Annotated in this window: 14 protein-coding genes and 1 pseudogene; 6 read left to right on the top strand and 9 right to left on the bottom strand. The window is 66.8% G+C overall.

The window, feature by feature from the left end; translation table 11 throughout:
• Positions 1 to 56: 56 nt before the first annotated feature.
• The 4 genes from ACYQML_RS13150 to ACYQML_RS13135 all read right to left on the bottom strand — a co-directional run bounded on the left by ACYQML_RS13150 (position 57) and on the right by ACYQML_RS13135 (position 3246).
• Complete coding sequence (locus ACYQML_RS13150) at positions 57 to 293, bottom strand: acyl carrier protein (protein ID WP_018044468.1); 237 nt, start codon at positions 291 to 293, stop codon at positions 57 to 59.
• Between the two features lie 292 nt (positions 294 to 585).
• The gene (fabG, locus tag ACYQML_RS13145; RefSeq protein ID WP_461233055.1) at positions 586 to 1326 is read right to left on the bottom strand and encodes a 3-oxoacyl-[acyl-carrier-protein] reductase; all 741 of its coding nucleotides are present in this window, start codon (positions 1324 to 1326) and stop codon (positions 586 to 588) included.
• A 14-nt stretch (positions 1327 to 1340) separates the two neighbouring features.
• Entirely contained in the window at positions 1341 to 2282 is a 942-nt protein-coding gene (gene fabD, locus ACYQML_RS13140; RefSeq protein ID WP_461233054.1) for an ACP S-malonyltransferase, read from the bottom strand.
• 241 nt (positions 2283 to 2523) lie between these two features.
• On the bottom strand, positions 2524 to 3246 hold the full coding sequence (locus ACYQML_RS13135) for a carbonic anhydrase (RefSeq protein WP_207410526.1): 723 nt from the start codon (positions 3244 to 3246) through the stop codon (positions 2524 to 2526).
• A 255-nt stretch (positions 3247 to 3501) separates the two neighbouring features.
• Here ACYQML_RS13135 and rpoZ point away from each other — a divergent pair, with 255 nt between their 5' ends.
• From rpoZ to ACYQML_RS13115, 4 genes are all read left to right on the top strand, one after another.
• Complete coding sequence (rpoZ, locus tag ACYQML_RS13130) at positions 3502 to 3912, top strand: DNA-directed RNA polymerase subunit omega (protein WP_019904660.1); 411 nt, start codon at positions 3502 to 3504, stop codon at positions 3910 to 3912.
• A gap of 179 nt (positions 3913 to 4091) precedes the next feature.
• Positions 4092 to 6329 (top strand): RelA/SpoT family protein, encoded by a 2238-nt coding sequence (locus ACYQML_RS13125; protein ID WP_056423761.1) that lies wholly within the window; start codon positions 4092 to 4094, stop codon positions 6327 to 6329.
• 104 nt (positions 6330 to 6433) lie between these two features.
• Entirely contained in the window at positions 6434 to 7024 is a 591-nt protein-coding gene (gene pyrE / locus ACYQML_RS13120; RefSeq protein WP_056423759.1) for an orotate phosphoribosyltransferase, read from the top strand.
• A 352-nt stretch (positions 7025 to 7376) separates the two neighbouring features.
• Positions 7377 to 8075 carry a LabA-like NYN domain-containing protein gene (locus ACYQML_RS13115; RefSeq protein ID WP_056423758.1) on the top strand — a complete coding sequence of 233 codons (699 nt, stop codon included), beginning with the start codon at positions 7377 to 7379 and terminating at the stop codon, positions 8073 to 8075.
• A gap of 79 nt (positions 8076 to 8154) precedes the next feature.
• Here ACYQML_RS13115 and ACYQML_RS13110 read toward each other — a convergent pair.
• A pseudogene (locus ACYQML_RS13110) lies at positions 8155 to 8763 on the bottom strand (prephenate dehydrogenase/arogenate dehydrogenase family protein); the annotation flags it as partial.
• Positions 8764 to 8991: 228 nt separating this feature from the next.
• Here ACYQML_RS13110 and ACYQML_RS13105 point away from each other — a divergent pair.
• The gene (locus tag ACYQML_RS13105; RefSeq protein WP_156467672.1) at positions 8992 to 9165 is read left to right on the top strand and encodes a hypothetical protein; all 174 of its coding nucleotides are present in this window, start codon (positions 8992 to 8994) and stop codon (positions 9163 to 9165) included.
• Between the two features lie 223 nt (positions 9166 to 9388).
• On the opposite strand, the gene smpB is transcribed toward ACYQML_RS13105, so the two are convergent.
• Both smpB and dapA read right to left on the bottom strand, forming a co-directional pair.
• Positions 9389 to 9862, bottom strand: coding sequence for an SsrA-binding protein SmpB (gene smpB, locus ACYQML_RS13100; RefSeq protein WP_018044478.1), 474 nt, complete (start codon positions 9860 to 9862; stop codon positions 9389 to 9391).
• Between the two features lie 136 nt (positions 9863 to 9998).
• Positions 9999 to 10898 (bottom strand): 4-hydroxy-tetrahydrodipicolinate synthase, encoded by a 900-nt coding sequence (dapA, locus tag ACYQML_RS13095; RefSeq protein WP_056424428.1) that lies wholly within the window; start codon positions 10896 to 10898, stop codon positions 9999 to 10001.
• 185 nt (positions 10899 to 11083) lie between these two features.
• On the opposite strand from dapA, the gene ACYQML_RS13090 reads away from it, so the two are divergent.
• Entirely contained in the window at positions 11084 to 13390 is a 2307-nt protein-coding gene (locus tag ACYQML_RS13090; RefSeq protein WP_461233053.1) for a lytic transglycosylase domain-containing protein, read from the top strand.
• A 27-nt stretch (positions 13391 to 13417) separates the two neighbouring features.
• On the opposite strand, the gene ACYQML_RS13085 is transcribed toward ACYQML_RS13090, so the two are convergent.
• Positions 13418 to 13801 (bottom strand): hypothetical protein, encoded by a 384-nt coding sequence (locus tag ACYQML_RS13085; protein ID WP_461233052.1) that lies wholly within the window; start codon positions 13799 to 13801, stop codon positions 13418 to 13420.
• Positions 13802 to 13813: 12 nt separating this feature from the next.
• Positions 13814 to 15808, bottom strand: a complete 1995-nt coding sequence (locus tag ACYQML_RS13080; protein WP_461233051.1) for a BON domain-containing protein — start codon at positions 15806 to 15808, stop codon at positions 13814 to 13816.
• Positions 15809 to 16222: the final 414 nt, after the last annotated feature.

The following is a 16222-nucleotide window of genomic DNA, read 5'->3' as shown; positions in this document are numbered from 1 at the left end:
AACGGCGCACGGGGCGATCGAGCCCCGCTTGTCGATGCGCCTTTTGCCCCTCGCGCTTAGGCGGAGTTCTTCTCGAGGAACTTCACGGCGTCGCCGACCGTCTGAATGGTCTCGGCGGCATCGTCGGGGATCTCGACGTTGAACTCTTCCTCGAACGCCATCACGAGCTCGACGGTGTCGAGGCTGTCGGCGCCGAGATCATCGATGAAGTTTGCGCCCTCGACTACCTTTTCCGGCTCAACGCCGAGGTGCTCGACAACGATCTTCTTCACGCGCTCAGCGATATCGCTCATCGTTCTTGGTCCTTAGCTATTCGATCGTGATGGTGAAGGCGCCGTGGCCGCCATCCCGCTTGTGAGGATTTTGAAGGCGGCCGGTGTCCGATCGCGCGTGGCCTTGAGAACCCGCAACACGCAGAACCGTCAACCCCCCTCGCACGGCAGCCGGGGTGGTAGCACAGGGTTTTCGTGCTGGCGAGGGGCGGTTCACAAACCGTTCATCGCTGTGGCTTTTTCGAGCGAAGGAACACTTATTTTTCGTGTGCAGTGCAGCAAAGTGCTCTGCGTTAAGGCAATAAAAGACGCCTCAATACATCGCCATGCCGCCATTCACGTGCAAGGTCTGGCCGGTGACATAGCCGGCCTCGGCGGAGGCGAGATAGACGGCTGCCGCGCCGATCTCGTCCCCGGTGCCCAGGCGGTTCATGGGCACGCGGGTGAGAATTCCCTCACGTTGCTTCTCGTTGAGCACATCCGTCATCGGCGAGGTGATGAAGCCCGGCGCGATGCAGTTGACGGTGAGGTTGCGGGAGGCGACCTCGGCGGCCAGGGCCTTGGTCATGCCGACGAGGCCGGCCTTGGCGGCGGCATAGTTCACCTGGCCGGGATTGCCGGTGGCGCCCACGACGGACCCCACATTGATGATACGGCCGTGCCGCCGCTTCATCATGCCTTTCACCGCCGCCCGCGAGAGCCGGAACGCCGCCGTGAGGTTCACGGCGATCACCGCATCCCACTCGTCGTCCTTCATCCGCAGCATGAGGTTGTCGCGGGTGATGCCGGCATTGTTGACGAGGATGTCGAGGCCGCCCATCGCGGCCTCGGCCGCCGGAACCAGGGCCTCGACGGCATCCTTGTCCGACAAGTTGCCGGGCACGAGGTGGACGCGCTCGCCGCCGAGTTCGGCGGACAGGGCTTCCAGCGCCTCGGGTCGGGTGCCGGAAATGGCGACGATGGCACCCTGCGCGTGGAGCGCCTTGGCGATGGCGCCGCCGAGGCCGCCGGTCGCGCCGGTGACGAGGGCCTTGCGGCCGGTCAGGTCGAACATGGGCAATCCTGTTGTCAGCTGAGCGTCGGGAAGGCGGCGACGTCGTCGGGCGTGCCGACGGGAGTCGCGGTGGAGCCGGAAGCGATCCGCTTGACGAGGCCGGTGAGCACCTTGCCGCTGCCGATCTCGTAGAACTGGTCGATGCCGGCGGCCGCCATGGCCTCGACGCATTCGCGCCAGCGCACGGTGCCAGTCACCTGCGCGACGAGGGCCTGCCGGATGGCGGCGGGCTCGACGAACGGAGAGGCCAGCACGTTGGAATAGACCGGGACCAGGGGTGCCTTCATGGCCACCCGGGTCAGGGCATCCTGCATGGCCTCGGCGGCCGGCGACATCATCGAGCAATGGAACGGGGCGGAGACGTTGAGCATCACGGCGCGCTTGATGCCGCGCGCCTGGGCGATCGCCACCGCGCGCTCCACGGCGGCCTTCCCGCCCGAGAGCACCACCTGCCCGGCGCCGTTATCGTTGGCGACGTCGCAGACATCCCCTTCGGCGGCTTCGGAGGCGATGGAGAGGGCGAACTCGGCATCGGCGCCGATCAGGGCGGCCATGGCCCCGGCCCCCGGTGCGACCGCGCCCTGCATGGCCTCGCCGCGAATGCGCAGGAGCCGGGCGGTATCGGAGATCGTGAACGTCCCGGCGGCGGCGAGCGCCGTGTATTCGCCGAGCGAGTGGCCGGCCACCGCCGCCACGTCGCGAACGAGATCGAGCCCGCGCTCGGCCTGAAGCACGCGCACGACCGCGAGGCTGGCCGCCATCAGGGCGGGCTGCGCGTTGGCGGTGAGGGTCAGTTCTTCCGTCGGTCCCTCGAACATCAGCGTCGAGAGGGACTGGCCCAAGGCCTCGTCCACCTCATCGAAGACGGCTTTCGCCTGGGGGAAGGATTCGGCCAGGGCCCGGCCCATGCCGACGGCCTGGCTGCCCTGGCCGGGAAAGAGGAATGCGCGCGCCATGTTCGTCGAAATCCTTTGCCACGTCGTCGCACGGGAAAGGGCGGCGCAGTCGCACCGTGTGCAGCAGGTGTCAACACAAGCGGAGACGAAGCGATGGACGAATACCGGTCTCGACCGGGGTTGAGACCGCGATGTCGGTAATAAAGCCGCGCTTTTTCTCTCGCGCCGCCATCGCCGGACGCCCATCACCGAAATGCGGGCGTCCGATGATGGGCGCGTGCCGGTTTCCGATAAATCCGTCTCAGGCCTCGTTGAAGAAATCCACCGTGCCGGTGTCGAGGCTGTAGGATGCCCCGACGATGCGCAGCTTGCCCGCCTTCAACGGGTCGAGCAGCGCCGGCTCCGAGGCGGTGCGCATGCGGTTCACCACGCGGTCGACATTGGCGCGTACGCAATTCTCCAGGAAATCGCCGGGCTTGCCGCGCACCGAGAGCACCGCCGGAACGATCGGTTCAATCATCCGGCCGATGGAGCCCGGATAGACGGTGTTGTTCTCGACCACATCCGCCGCGGCCTGCACAGCGCCGCAGCGGCTATGCCCCATGACCAGGATGAGCGGCACGCCGAGCTGGGAGACGGCGTATTCCACCGATCCGAGGGCGGCGGTGTCGGCAGTGTTGCCGGCATTGCGGACGATGAAGAGCTCGCCGAGACCGCGCCCGAACAAGATCTCCGGGGAGACGCGCGAATCGGAACAGCTCACCAGCACGCAGAACGGGGTCTGGCCGAGGGCGATCTCGATCCGGCGCTCACGCCCTTGCACCGCGCGGACCGGACTGTCGGTCTTGTAGAGCCGGTTGCCCTCCTTCATCAGCTCCAGCGCCTGATCGGCCGTCAGGTCCGTCTTCTTGGTGGACGGGCTGGCCGCCAGACCGAGATTCGGCATGGCGGTGGCGGCGAAGGCCGCTGCGCCGAGATGGCAGGCACAGCTGAACAGGCCGCGGCGGCTGAGCGTCTTCGTCATGAGGTTTGGGCCCTCTTCAATTCCCATGCGAAGGCTCGCACGAGCTTAACCGTGCCACGCATAACTGTGGGGCGGGGCGCTGTCTCCCGGGCGATAAGCAGCGGCCTCGGGCGGGAATGGAACGCCGGTCCCGAACGTGCCGCCCGTGGCGGCGTCGGGGGCAATATTCCGGTCGCGCTTGTTGCGCCACGCGAGGCGGTGTAAGAGGCGCGTTCAATCATACTATTCCCGGTCCTATGGAAGGAGCCGCTGCGCATGGCTCGCGTCACCGTTGAAGACTGCATCGACAAGGTCGAGAACCGCTTCGAGCTCGTCCTGCTCGCTAGCCACCGCGCCCGCCTGTTGGCCGCCGGGGCGCCGCTGACGATCGACCGCGACCGCGACAAGAACCCTGTCTGCGCCCTGCGCGAAATCGGCGACGAGACCATCACCGCCGACGACCTCAAGGAACAGCTGATCCATTCGATGCAGAAATACGTCGAGGTGGATGAGCCCGAGGCCGAGACGGTGCCGTTGCTGTCGAGCTCGCCGGCCGCTGCCGCCGTCGCACCGCAATCGTCCAGCGATGACGGCGCCGTCCAGTTCGACCGGATGAGCGAAGAAGATCTTCTGCGCGGTCTCGAGAACCTCGCTCCTCCGACCGAGACGGACGAAGAGGCCGAGTGATCGGACGACACGTTTATTACTGACGATCCCGCGAAGACCCGGCCCAGCGCCGGGTTTTTCGTTTTTCGGGGCGAGAAACCGGTGTCATGCGGCGCCATGGGTCTGGCGTGCCCGGCCGCGATGCGGGACAACATGAGACAGAGGCGGGCAGTGACGATGAGTGAAGGGTGTTGCGGCGGATGATGCGCCAGTACGAGCTCGTCGAGCGGGTGAGGCGTTACAACCCCGCCACCAACGAGGCCCTTCTCAACCGCGCCTATGTCTATGCCATGCGGGCTCATGGGACGCAGAAGCGGGCTTCGGGCGATCCGTTCTTCGCCCATCCGCTGGAAGTCGCCGCGATCCTCACCGATCTCCGGCTCGACGACGCCACCATCGTCGCCGCCGTGCTGCACGATACGGTCGAGGACACGGCAGCCACCCTCGACGAGATCAGCGAGATCTTCAGCCCCGAGATCGGCGCCCTGGTGGACGGGCTGACCAAGCTCAAGCGCCTGGACCTCGTCTCGAAACGTGCGGCGCAGGGGGAGAACTTCCGCAAGCTGCTGTTGGCCGTCGCGGCGGATGTGCGCGTGCTGCTGGTCAAGCTCGCCGACCGCCTGCACAACATGCGCACGCTTCATCACATGAAGCCGGAGAAGCGCGAGCGGATCGCCCAGGAAACGCTGGACATCTACGCGCCGCTGGCCGGCCGCATGGGTATGCAGGAACTGCGCGAAGAGCTCGAAGACCTCGCGCTGCGCAACCTCAAGCCCGAGATCTACGCGACGATCACCCAGCGGCTCGCCGACCTCGCCGTGAAATCCGAACGGCTGGTCGAGAGCATCGAACGGGACCTCACCGCCAAGCTCGCGGCCCAGGGCATCAACGCCGTCGTCACCGGGCGGCAGAAGCGGCCCTTCTCCATTTCCGCCAAGATGGAGCGTAAATCCGTCGCCTTCGAGCAACTCTCGGACATCTTCGGATTCCGCATCATCGTGGAATCCCTGTCCGAATGTTACGGGGCGCTGGGTGTCGTGCACACCACCTGGCCGATGGTGCCGGGTCGCTACAAGGACTACATCTCCACCCCGAAACAGAACGATTACCGCTCGATCCACACCACCGTGATCGGGCCGAAGAGCCAGCGCGTCGAGCTGCAGATCCGCACCGCGGCCATGGACGAGATCGCCGAATACGGCATCGCCGCGCATGCCCATTACAAGGAATCCGGCGGAAAGGACGAGATCGGCGGCGTCCATCCGCGCCTCGCCACGGAAAGCGGCGCCTATCAATGGCTGCGGCGGACCATCGAACTCCTGGCCGAGGGCGACAGCCCGGAGGAATTCCTCGAACACACCAAGCTCGAACTGTTCCAGGACCAGGTGTTCTGCTTCACGCCGAAGGGGCGCCTCATCGCCTTGCCACGCGGCGCGACGCCGATCGATTTCGCCTATGCGGTCCATACCGACGTGGGCAACACGGCGGTGGGGGCCAAGATCAACGGCCGCATGGCGCCGCTGCTGATCGAGCTCGTCAACGGCGACGAGGTCGAGATCGCCCGGGCCGATGGACAATCGCCTCCGGCCGCCTGGGAATCCCTCGTGGTCACCGGCAAGGCCCGCGCCGCGATCCGGCGCGCGACCCGCTCGGCCGTGCGCCGCCAATATGCCGGCCTCGGCCGCCAGATCCTCGATCGTGCCTTCGAGCGGGCGGCCAAGAACTTCTCCGAGGACAAGCTGCGCGGGGCGCTTCCTCGCCTCGCCCGGCAGAGCACCGAAGACGTGTTCGCGGCGGTGGGCCGGGGCGAGATGTTCTCGGGCGACGTGGTCCGCGCGGTCTATCCCGACCACAAGGACGAGCGCCGGACGGCGCCGGCAGCCCTGCAGCAGCCAATGGACGGGGGCGCCGGTCGCCTCAGCCTCGCCAAGGGGCAGGCCATGCGCCTCACCTTCCCCGAGGGCACCGCCGATATGGGCCGGCCGGACGCCATCCCGATCCGCGGCCTCGACAACGACCTGCCGGTGAGCTTCGCGCCGAACGGGGGCGCGGTGCCGGGGGACCGCATCGTCGGTATCCTCACCCCCGGTGTCGGAGTCACGATCTATCCGATCCAGTCGGCGGCGCTCGCGGATTTCGACAACGAACCGGCACGCTGGCTCGATGTGCGATGGGATGTCGAGGCGGGGGGGAGCGAACGTTTTCCCGCGCGCCTCGCCCTGCAATCGATCAACGAGCCCGGCGTTCTGGCCCAGATCGCGCAGGTCATCGCCGACCACGACGGCAATATCGACAACGTCTCGATGAAGCGACGCACCCAGGACTTCACCGAGATCGTGATCGATCTTTCGGTCTGGGACCTGAAGCACCTCAACGCCATCGTCGCCGAGCTGCGCGGTAAGCGCACTGTGAGCAGGGTCGACCGCGTCAACGGCTGAGCGTCCGTACCCCTCTGGGCGCGTCGTCGGCGCGCGCCTTGCGCCAGGTGGCCCGCGCTGCCACAAACGCGGCCCTCACTCGCTATCCAAGGAACACGTTTCTCATGACGCCAGACGCGGTGCTCGCGGAATTCCGCGATGCAGGGGCTCTGCTCGAAGGACATTTCGTGCTCAGTTCCGGGCTCCATTCCGGCGTCTTCCTGCAGAAGATGGCGATCTTCTCCGATCCGGTCCGGACCGAGCGCCTGTGCAAGGCCCTGGCGGAGGTCATCGTCGCCCGCTTCGGCCCGATCGACATCGTCGTGTCCCCGGCGATCGGCGGGATCGTTCCGGGATACGAGACGGCGCGTCATCTCGGAGCACGCGCCATCTTCGTCGAACGTGATCCCGGCGGGCCCTTCAGCCTTCGTCGCGGCTTCAGCATTCCGGCCGGCCAACGCGCCGTGATCGTCGAGGATATCGTGACGACGGGGCTTTCCGCCCGCGAATGCCTCGCATCGCTCCAAAGCGAGCCCGGGGAGGTCATCGGCGCGGCCTGCCTCATCGACCGTTCGGGCGGGCGCGGCGAAATCGGCCTGCCGCTCGTTACCCTGGTCACTCTCGACATTCCGGCTTATGCTGCCGATGCCTTGCCGCCGGAACTTGCCGCGCTGCCTGCCGTCAAGCCGGGTAGCCGGGTGATGCCTCCCGCCTAATCTTAAGCAAGGCTAAAACTGAATGTGGTCGATGAACTGATGCGCAATTGGGCGCAACAGTTGTAGACCGTCAAATATTCTCGGCAGAACCTGGTTTTATCCTCAATTTCAGGTGATTGTATACCAGTCGTGGTTGACAGGTATGTCAATCCGACAATAACAAAGGAGAGGCTTGGCCGTTGCCTGTGGCATTCGACCGGTTCTTAGAATTTATTATTAATTCTAACGTTCTGTCCGTTATCAACCTTGGGTTGTCAAGGCATCGGGCGGCGAATGATCAGTCAAATGTGACGAATTATTAGGACTGCAACATCTTACGTCTGAAAATTCTGATGAGAAAATGGATCTTTCAATGAGCGCACAACAGCGCAGTGCTCTGTTTATCGACGGAGCGAATCTTTACGCGGCAACGAAGGCGCTTGGCTTCGATATCGATTATCGCCGTCTGCTTAAGGAATTTCAAGCTCGCGACAATTTGATCCGGGCTTTTTACTACACAGCCATGGTCGAAGACCAGGAATATTCATCGATCCGCCCGCTGATCGATTGGCTCGATTATAACGGTTATCGGGTTGTGACCAAACCGGCTAAGGAATTCACCGATTCCGCCGGTCGTCGCAAGATCAAAGGCAATATGGACATCGAACTCGCCATCGATGCCCTCGAACTCGCGCCCCGCATCGATCATATGGTCCTGTTCTCGGGCGACGGCGATTTTCGCTCCCTGGTGGAGGCGATGCAGCGCCGCGGGGTCCGGGTCACCGTCGTCTCGACGATCCAGACACAGCCGGCCATGATCGCCGACGACCTTCGCCGACAGGCCGACGAGTTCGTCGACCTCGTCCACCTCATTCCCCGCGTCGGTCGCGATCCGGGCGAGCGCGGCGTCCGGACCCAGGGTGAGGGCCTGGCCCGCAATCCTCGGGACGTGCCGCGGGAGGCTCCACGGGACATGACGCGCGACGTGGCCGAGCGGCCGGTCGCCCGCGCCAATCCCGGACTGGAGACCCGCTACGGTATCCGTCAGGGCGACGACGTTAGCGAGCAGTAGACGTTCACTCGACCGGGGGAAGTCTGCGTCTCGCCTCCCTCCCCCCGGTATGCGGATGGCCGAAGCCGCGATTGCCGGTTCACCCCATGGCGTTGGAGCGAGGCTCCGAGAGTTCACGCTCCAGCCGTGATGCATGCGCGAAGAACCGGCGGCGCACATCCGCCGCGTAGGGGTTCGCGCGCTCGATCGCGTCGAAGACTTCCGGGGCATCGTTCCTGATCATGCCCACCGCCTGCATTAGCAGGTCGAAGCTCTTCGTCGTCATCCGGGTCGGGAGCGGCTCCATCTCGACGAAGACCTTGGCGATGAGATGCGTCAGGCCCTGAACCGAGGCGGCTGCCCGGTCATGTGCCTCGGGATCCGTGAGGATGACATCGAGGCCGAGATGCTTCCGTAGGAAGGCCGCGGCGCGCAGGCCTCCCCGCCCCCGGATCGGACATACGGCGATCTTCAGCCCCTTCAGGCCGGAGCGCGCGCTTTGCGGGCCGAAGAGCGGATGCGTGGCGACGATCCCGACGTGATCGGGCAACCCTTCCGCCATGATCCGCGCGGCGACCATCTTCACCGAGGCGACATCGAGGACGAGTGCGCCCGGCCGCAGGTGAGGTCCGATGGCGGAGACCACCTCGGCGAGCTTGGAGACTGGAGCAGCCAGCACGACCACGGGACAGTAAGCCACTTCGGCGAGCGAGCCGAGCCGCACCCCGGCTTTCCTCGCCCCTTTCTGCGTACTGGATTCACATATCTGGTCGCTGGCCGTTCTCCCTTCCCAAGCGGGTTCGACATGAGGCGCGCCGGGCTCCCTCTCTTGGAAGGAGAGGGCTGGGGTGAGGTGTGGTCCACCTCCGAAAAGGTCACACACCTCACCCTGTCCCTCTCCTTCCAGGAGTGTGGACCCGCGCATCCCGCGAGATGTGTGAACGCCGTTGCCTTCCAGGAGAAGGGACCCGTGCTGCCCGCGAGATGCCTGAATATCGTCGGCGTGCGGCAGGGTGGGATCGTAGGCGCGCAACGCGAAATACCGCCCGAGATGTTGGGCGATCAGCTGGCCGAACGCGCCGAATCCGATGATCCCGACGGTGATGCGTGATGGAGGGGACGTAACCAAAGACACGGAACTGACCTCTATGGAGCCGAGGGGCCAGCGGTGCTTGGAAGAGGGTCAACCGCCGACGACCGGGGCGGTTGAGACGTGACAGAGCACCTCGCCGCTAAGGGAGCAGCGCGTAATACAATCCGGAAAGGATCGGGTTCGTCGTCATGGGCGGTGTCTTGGCAGGACGGGCATCGCCCGTCAACGGAGCGTTCGCCGATCAGCCCTTGTCGCGCATGATCCGGGCGCGGTCGCGCTCCCAGTCCCGCTCCTTGGCGCTCTCGCGCTTGTCGTGGAGCTTCTTGCCCCGGCCGAGGCCGAGTTCGATCTTCGCGCGGCCCTGCTCGTTGAAGTAGATCTTCAGCGGCACCACCGTGTAGCCCTCGCGCTTCGTGGCGCCGATGAGCTTGTTGATCTGTTTGCGGTGGAGCAGCAGCCGGCGCGGACGCTTGGTCTCGTGGTTGAACCGGTTTGCTTCGAGATATTCCGGGATGTAAGCGTTGAACAGGAACAGCTCGTCACCCGACGGACCGGCATAGGCCTCGCCGATGGCCGCCTTGCCCTTGCGCAGGGATTTGACCTCCGTCCCGGTCAGGGCGATGCCCGCCTCAAGGACGTCGGAGATTTCGTAATGGAAGCGGGCGGCGCGGTTGTCGGCGACGACGCGGCGGGTGTCTTGCGGTTTGGGAGCCATCACATCGTCGGTTCTGGTGCATCAGCCTATCCGAGCCGATGCCCCTTGTCTGGAAGGAAGCTGATGCCGTCGCCGGCCGCGCGACGCGGCCGATCGACACTCATATGGTTCGCCGGGGTTTCGCCTGCGAGGGGGCTCAGCCGTCGATCAGGCCGGCATGGCGCAGGGCGGAATCGACGATCGCCTTCGTGGCATCGCTGACCGTGAGGAGCGGGAGGCGCACCTCGTCGCTCATATGGCCCAGCCGCGAGAGACCGTATTTCACCGGTGACGGGTTCGACTCCGCGAACAGACCCACATGCAGCGGCAACAATTGGTCCTGGATCCGCAGGGCCGTGGCGTAATCGCCGGACAGGGTCGCTTCCTGAAGCTTGGCGCAGAGGCGCGGCGCCACGTTGGAGACCACCGAGATGCAGCCGACGCCGCCCTGAGCATTGAATCCGAGCGCCGTCGCATCTTCGCCCGAAAGCTGGATGAAGTCTTCACCCATGGCTTGGCGTTGCAGGCTGACACGGTCGAGCTTGGCCGTGGCGTCCTTCACGCCGGCGATGTTCTTGAGTTCATACAGCCGCGCCATGGTTTCGACGCTCATGTCGACCACGGAACGCGGGGGAATATTGTAGATGATGATCGGAATACCGATGGCGTCGTTGACGGCCTTGAAATGCGCGTAGAGCCCGGCCTGCGTCGGCTTGTTGTAGTAGGGCGTCACGACGAGAACGGCGTCGGCACCGGCCTTCTCCGCGTTGACGGCCCGGTCGACGGCCTCGGCCGTGGAGTTCGAGCCCGCGCCCGCGATGACCGGTACCCGGCCGGCGGTCTCGGCGATGCAGGCAGCCACGACACGGTCGTGCTCGTCATGGCTCAGGGTCGGCGTCTCGCCGGTGGTGCCCACGGGCACGAGGCCATGGATGCCCTGCTCGATCTGCCAGTTCACGAATTTGCGAAAGGCGTCCTCGTCGAAGGCGCCATCGCGAAACGGAGTGGCGAGCGCGGTCATGGCGCCCCTGAGGCGCTGTGTCGTGGTGTCGGTCATCCTGGCGTTCCCGGCCGTCGATTTTTCGGTGGGCCGGTGTGCCGGCCGCATCACCGCTCTCGCGGACGGGCAGACATAGGGCCTTGCCGGCACGCGCGCAAACGCTCTGTCGGCGCGGTTAATGACTTCTTAATGCCCTCCGGGACAGCTTAGGCATGTCCGCATCTGACGGGACTTGAAGAACCATGGCGTTCTGGACACGCTCGCATCGTGCCGCCCTCCCCGTTTCCCTCGCCCTTGCCTTGGCGGGGACGACGATGCTGGTCGTGCCGAACACGATCTTCCCGGCCGCCGCGGCTCAGGGGGAGGATGTCACCACCCGCCCGTCGAGCGACGCCGTCGCCCCCTCCGTCATGGTGCCGGACAGCAAGGCCGCGGAGACCGAGGCAGTCGCCGCCGATGCGCTGAAGCTGGATGACCGCAGCGCCGAGACCGTGGCGAGCAAGGCCCTGCCCGCCGCCGCCAAGGCCTATGCCTCCGCCGATCCGGAAGCGCCGATCGCCTTCCCGCTTCCCGACGCCGCCATGACGCCGGCCGCGCCCGTACCGGAAGTGCCCGACCCCGCCCGCGCCGCGCAGGTCGCGCCGGATGTCGACCTCCCCGCTCTGCGCCAGGCCATCGACGCCTATCGGCGCGGCAAGGTCTCCGAAGGCGACCGCCTGCGCGACGGCTTCACCGATCCGGCGGCCCTCGCTCTGCTCGAATGGGTGGCGATCCGCGCCGGCTCCGGCATCGGCTTCGAGCGCACTGTCTCCTTCACCCGGACGAACCCGGAATGGCCGGCGGGTCCGCTCCTCCGCCGCCGCGCCGAGGAGGCACTTCTCACCGAGCGCAAGAACCCGGCGACCGTGCGCGCCTTCTTCGCCGGAACACGTCCGTCGAGCGCTCCCGGCAAGTTCGCCCTCGCGCTCGCCTTCCGGGCCGATTCCCTCGACGAGGACGCCGCCTCCCTGGTCCGCGACCTGTGGCGCTCGGAAACCTTCGGGCGCGCCCTCGAGACCAAGGTGATGGACGCCTTTCCGAATGTCCTCACCCGCGTCGATCACCGCTTCCGCATGGAGCGCGCGCTCCTGAAGGAGGATTACGAGACGGCCGGGCGGGCCGCCTCCTATGCCGGCGGCGGCTACGCCAGTCTGGTCCGCGCCCGCCGTGCCGTGGAAGACAAGAGTTCCTCGGCCGCCTCCGCGTTGAACGCCGTGCCGCCGTCGCTCCGCAGCGATCCGTCCTACATCCTGTCGCGGGCGCAATACCTGCGCCGGGCCGACAAGGCGGTGGAGGCCGCCGCGATCCTCGCCACCGCTCCCACCAACGGCGATGTCCTGGTGGATGGCGACGAATGGTGGGTCGAACGCCGGATCGTCGCCCGCAAGCTCATCGATATCGGCAATCCGAGCCTCGCCTACGAGGTCGCCGCCGGCCATAGCGGCCGCACCGTGGAGAAGCGGATCGAGGCCGAGTTCCATGCCGGCTGGATCGCCCTGCGCTTCCTCGACGATCCGGCCAAGGCCACCAACCATTTCGCCAAGGCCGCGACCATCGCCGAGACGCCGATCTCGCTGGCCCGCGTGGCCTATTGGCAGGGCCGCGCCGCCGAGGCGGCAGGCGAAGCCGGGCTGGCCAAGACCTTCTACGAGCGCGCCGCGCTTCAGCCCATCGCCTATTACGGGCAGCTCGCGCGGGCGAAGCTCGGGCAGGCGAGCCTGCCGCTCCGCGTCGTCTCCGATCTCGAACCCGCGGCCGCGGCCGCCTTCGACAACCGCCTGACCACGCGGGCGCTGCGGATGCTGGAGGCGGCTTCGCTGAAGGATCTGGCTTTGCCGCTCTACATCGACACGGCGAATCGCCTGACCAACCCGGCCGAGCTCAGCGCGCTCGGCAACCTCGCCGTGGAGGTGCGGAATTCGCGAGCCCTCGTGGCGGTGGGCAAGCTCGCGGTGCAGCGTGGGCTGCCCCTCGATGCCCATGCCTACCCGACCATCGGCATTCCCGATTACGAGGCCTCCGCCGCCGTTCCCCTGGTGGAGAAGGCCATGGTCTTCGCCATTGCCCGCCAGGAAAGCCAGTTCGATCCTCGCGCCCAATCGAGCGTCGGCGCCCGTGGGTTGATGCAGATGATGCCGGCCACCGCCCAGCGCACGGCGCGACGGGTCAGCGTCTCCTACGACCAGGACCGCCTCACCAGCGATCCCGCCTACAATGCCCGCCTCGGCCAGGCCCATCTCGGGGAGCTGATGGAGGATTGGCGCGGCTCCTACATTCTCGCCTTCGCCTCCTACAATGCCGGCGGCGGCAACGTGAAGAAGTGGATCGACGCGTATGGCGATCCGCGCCGGACCGGCGTCGATCCCATCGACTGGGTCGAGCGCATCCCCTTCACCGAGACCCGCAACTACGTCCAGCGCGTGATGGAGAATTTGCAGGTCTATCGCAGCCGGCTGGAAGGCAAGAGCGCGCTGCTGATCGAAGGGGACCTTCAGCGCGGGGCGCGGTGAGCGGAGGGTTTATCCCCCCCGGCCACCTCATCCCGAAACTTTCCCTCGAAGCTTCTGCTCGGCACTGGCAGCCCGTCTCGGTGATGGAGCGAGGCGGTCGGGGGAGCGGCCGACACCGTCGAGGCCCGACACCCTCGGCGATGGACGCGCCAGCCTCGCCAGGGCTCCGGTTCCGGCGCCGACGAGGTAGGCCGTCAGGTTCAGCACTGCGCTCTCCACCCAGAAGCCCGGACGGCCCGGTACGAGCCCGCTGAACGCGAGCCCAGCGAGCGCAACGGCCCCGGATCCGAGTCCGAGCCCGATGGCGGTCGAAAGCCGATCGCGTGGCGGTCCGAAGTGCCATCCGATGGCGGTGCCCAGTGCGAAGCTGGCGGCCAGCGCGGGCCAGAGAATCGTCAACAGCAGAAGCATCGGGACGATCTCTCAGGAGCGCAGGGCGAGGCCGACGCCCTGCCCGGTGGCATTGGCGCGACCGGCGGGCGCGGCGACGATCCTGTCCGCCGGGATGCCGGCTTGGAGCAGATACTCGACGATCACAAGCCCTCGCTGTCGAGCCATGTCGGGTTCCGGCTCCGCCGGTTTCGCCTCTTTCGGGGCCTCCGTCTTGGCATCCTTCTCCTTCGCCGCCTTGTCCTTGCCGTCTTTCGCCGGAGCCGGTTTGGGATCGGCGGGCTTCACCGGGGGCTTGTCGGCCTTCGCGACCACCGGTTTCGAGGCCTTGTCGGCGTCCCGAGCCTTCCCCGAATCGACGGAAGAAGTGTTCTCCACTCCCGCATCGAGGGCGGGTTTCGGTGCGCCCGCGGCACCGGCCGGGTCGACATGCCCCGTCACCTCGATGCGCAGGCCGGTGCAGGCTTTCGCAGCTGAAGCCACCGCGTCGAGGGTCGGATAGAACTCCGCCTTCAGGGTGACGCTGCCGGGGGCGAAGAGCAGGCGGCGCCCCTCGATCGCGCGGTCGAACGAGGCCCGGCAGGCCTTATCCTCCATGGTCTCGCTGGCTGGCGGCTTGACCTCGGCCTGCCCCTGCCAACCGGCCGGCATCCGCCGGGAGAGGTCCATTTCGAAGCGTCCGGCACTCTCGCGGTAGAGGCTATTCCCGGAGAGCGCGAGAGTCCTGTCCGAGATGCGGATTTCGCCCGTGGCGAGCAGGGACAGTGCGCTGATGCCGGCCTCGATGGCGCCGGTGAGATTGGCCGGCGCGCCCTCCGCGATGCGGCTTTTGTCGACGATGCGTTCGCGGAAGAAGCGCGGTCGCAGCGTCGCCAGGATACGGTCACGCGTCGTGCTGTCCGGCAGATGCCCGGTCAGGGTCACCGCGTCGCTCTCGCGGCGGACCATGAAACGATAGGGGGAGAGCGGCATGGCGGCGAGATCGACAGGCCCGGCCCTGGTGCCGGACGGTCGCCCGTCGCGCAAAAGCGCGTCGATCTCGCCGATGGCCTGCCCGTCGAGGGCGGTCCCCGAGACCGACAGGCGCGAGTCGGAATAGGTAACGCTGCCGTCCTGCAACAGGGACGAAAGCTGGAAGGCGAAGCGGCCGAGCGTGGTCGGATCGATCCCATCCGCAAGACCACGGGCGGTCTGCATCCGGTCGTCCACCGTGGCGCCATCGGCGGCGTCGTCGGCCATGGCGCGGATCTCCTCGCGTGCCGTCTCCGACACGACATTACCCGAAAGGACGAGGTTGCCGCCGCGCTCGCGGGTCACCGCAAACCGGAAATCGGGGGTGGCTGCCGGCCGGATGTCGACCTTGCCCATGGTGAAGCCGGTCGGAGGATGGGCCAAGGCCTGCCTGACGGCCTCGTAATCGGCCACCGTCGATGCCTCGCCGCTCAGCGACACCGTGGTGTCGGCGATGGTGGCGCTGGCGCCCGGAGCCAGCGGCTTCAGCTGTTCGAGCGCGAAGGCAGAGGCGGTGGAAAAGTCCGGCGGTGCCCCGCGCGCGGCTTTCGCCTGATCGACGATCCTGGTCTCGGAGGGAAGCTCCGGGGCGAGCTTCGCGGCAAGGGCACTCGGACCGATCTCGACAGGCCGGTTGCCGGTCAGTTCGATCCGTTCCGGGCTGGTGCGTGTCGCCGTCCAGACGAAGGGCGAGGCATCCTCGACGATCCCGATACGCCCGACCACGTGGCGCAGGCCAGGCAGGCGCTTGAGCCTGTCGAGGGCCGCGACGCGCCCGGCCTCGTCGGGCGCCTCCCCGGTGGCGATGAGGTCACGGCCGCGTACCGTCAGGCGCAGCCAGGGCTCCAACCCCGTCTCGGCCGTCGCACGCACGACAGCCCCGGCGTTGTCTTCGAGCCGCCGCTCCGCGCGGCTGGCGAGGAACGGCGTCGCAACGCCGACGATGAGCGCCAGTCCGGGCAGGCCGACGGCCCAGCCGAATTTCTGGAGCAAGGGGTAGGACGGGAGGGCGGGCAATGCGAACCTCGGGGATCGGCCGCCACCAGACACCCGCTTCGCGGCATCTTGAAGACGCCGCAGGCTCATTCCCATCGATCGCCGCCTCTTTCCTCGTTCACATGCCTTCACCCCCGCGCGCGACAGCGCCGGGGGCATGGCCCAGAAGAAGCCCCAAAAGGGGGACGCGGGACGCCGCGGAACCCATTGAGCGCTATAGTAGTGTGCCGGTCCCCCGGCGTCCCGTCAGGCTCCGGCGTTCCCGCCGGGGCCTGTTTTGCGTCGCGGTGTCTCCAGCGGTCCTCGCGTTGCGTCGCGCCTGAGGTGGTCGTGTTGCATCCCAGCCCGGCTGTTCGAACGGACTTTGCCCCGCACGCCCTCTCGTATTGGAGGGGCCGCAAACCTCGTCATGGCAGCCCAGAACGGGGTCGGTGC

It is taken from the genome of Methylobacterium sp. CM6244 (assembly GCF_054817885.1).
The sequence above is the reverse complement of the archived record's forward strand: the minus strand, read 5'-3'. Positions and strand labels throughout refer to the sequence as shown.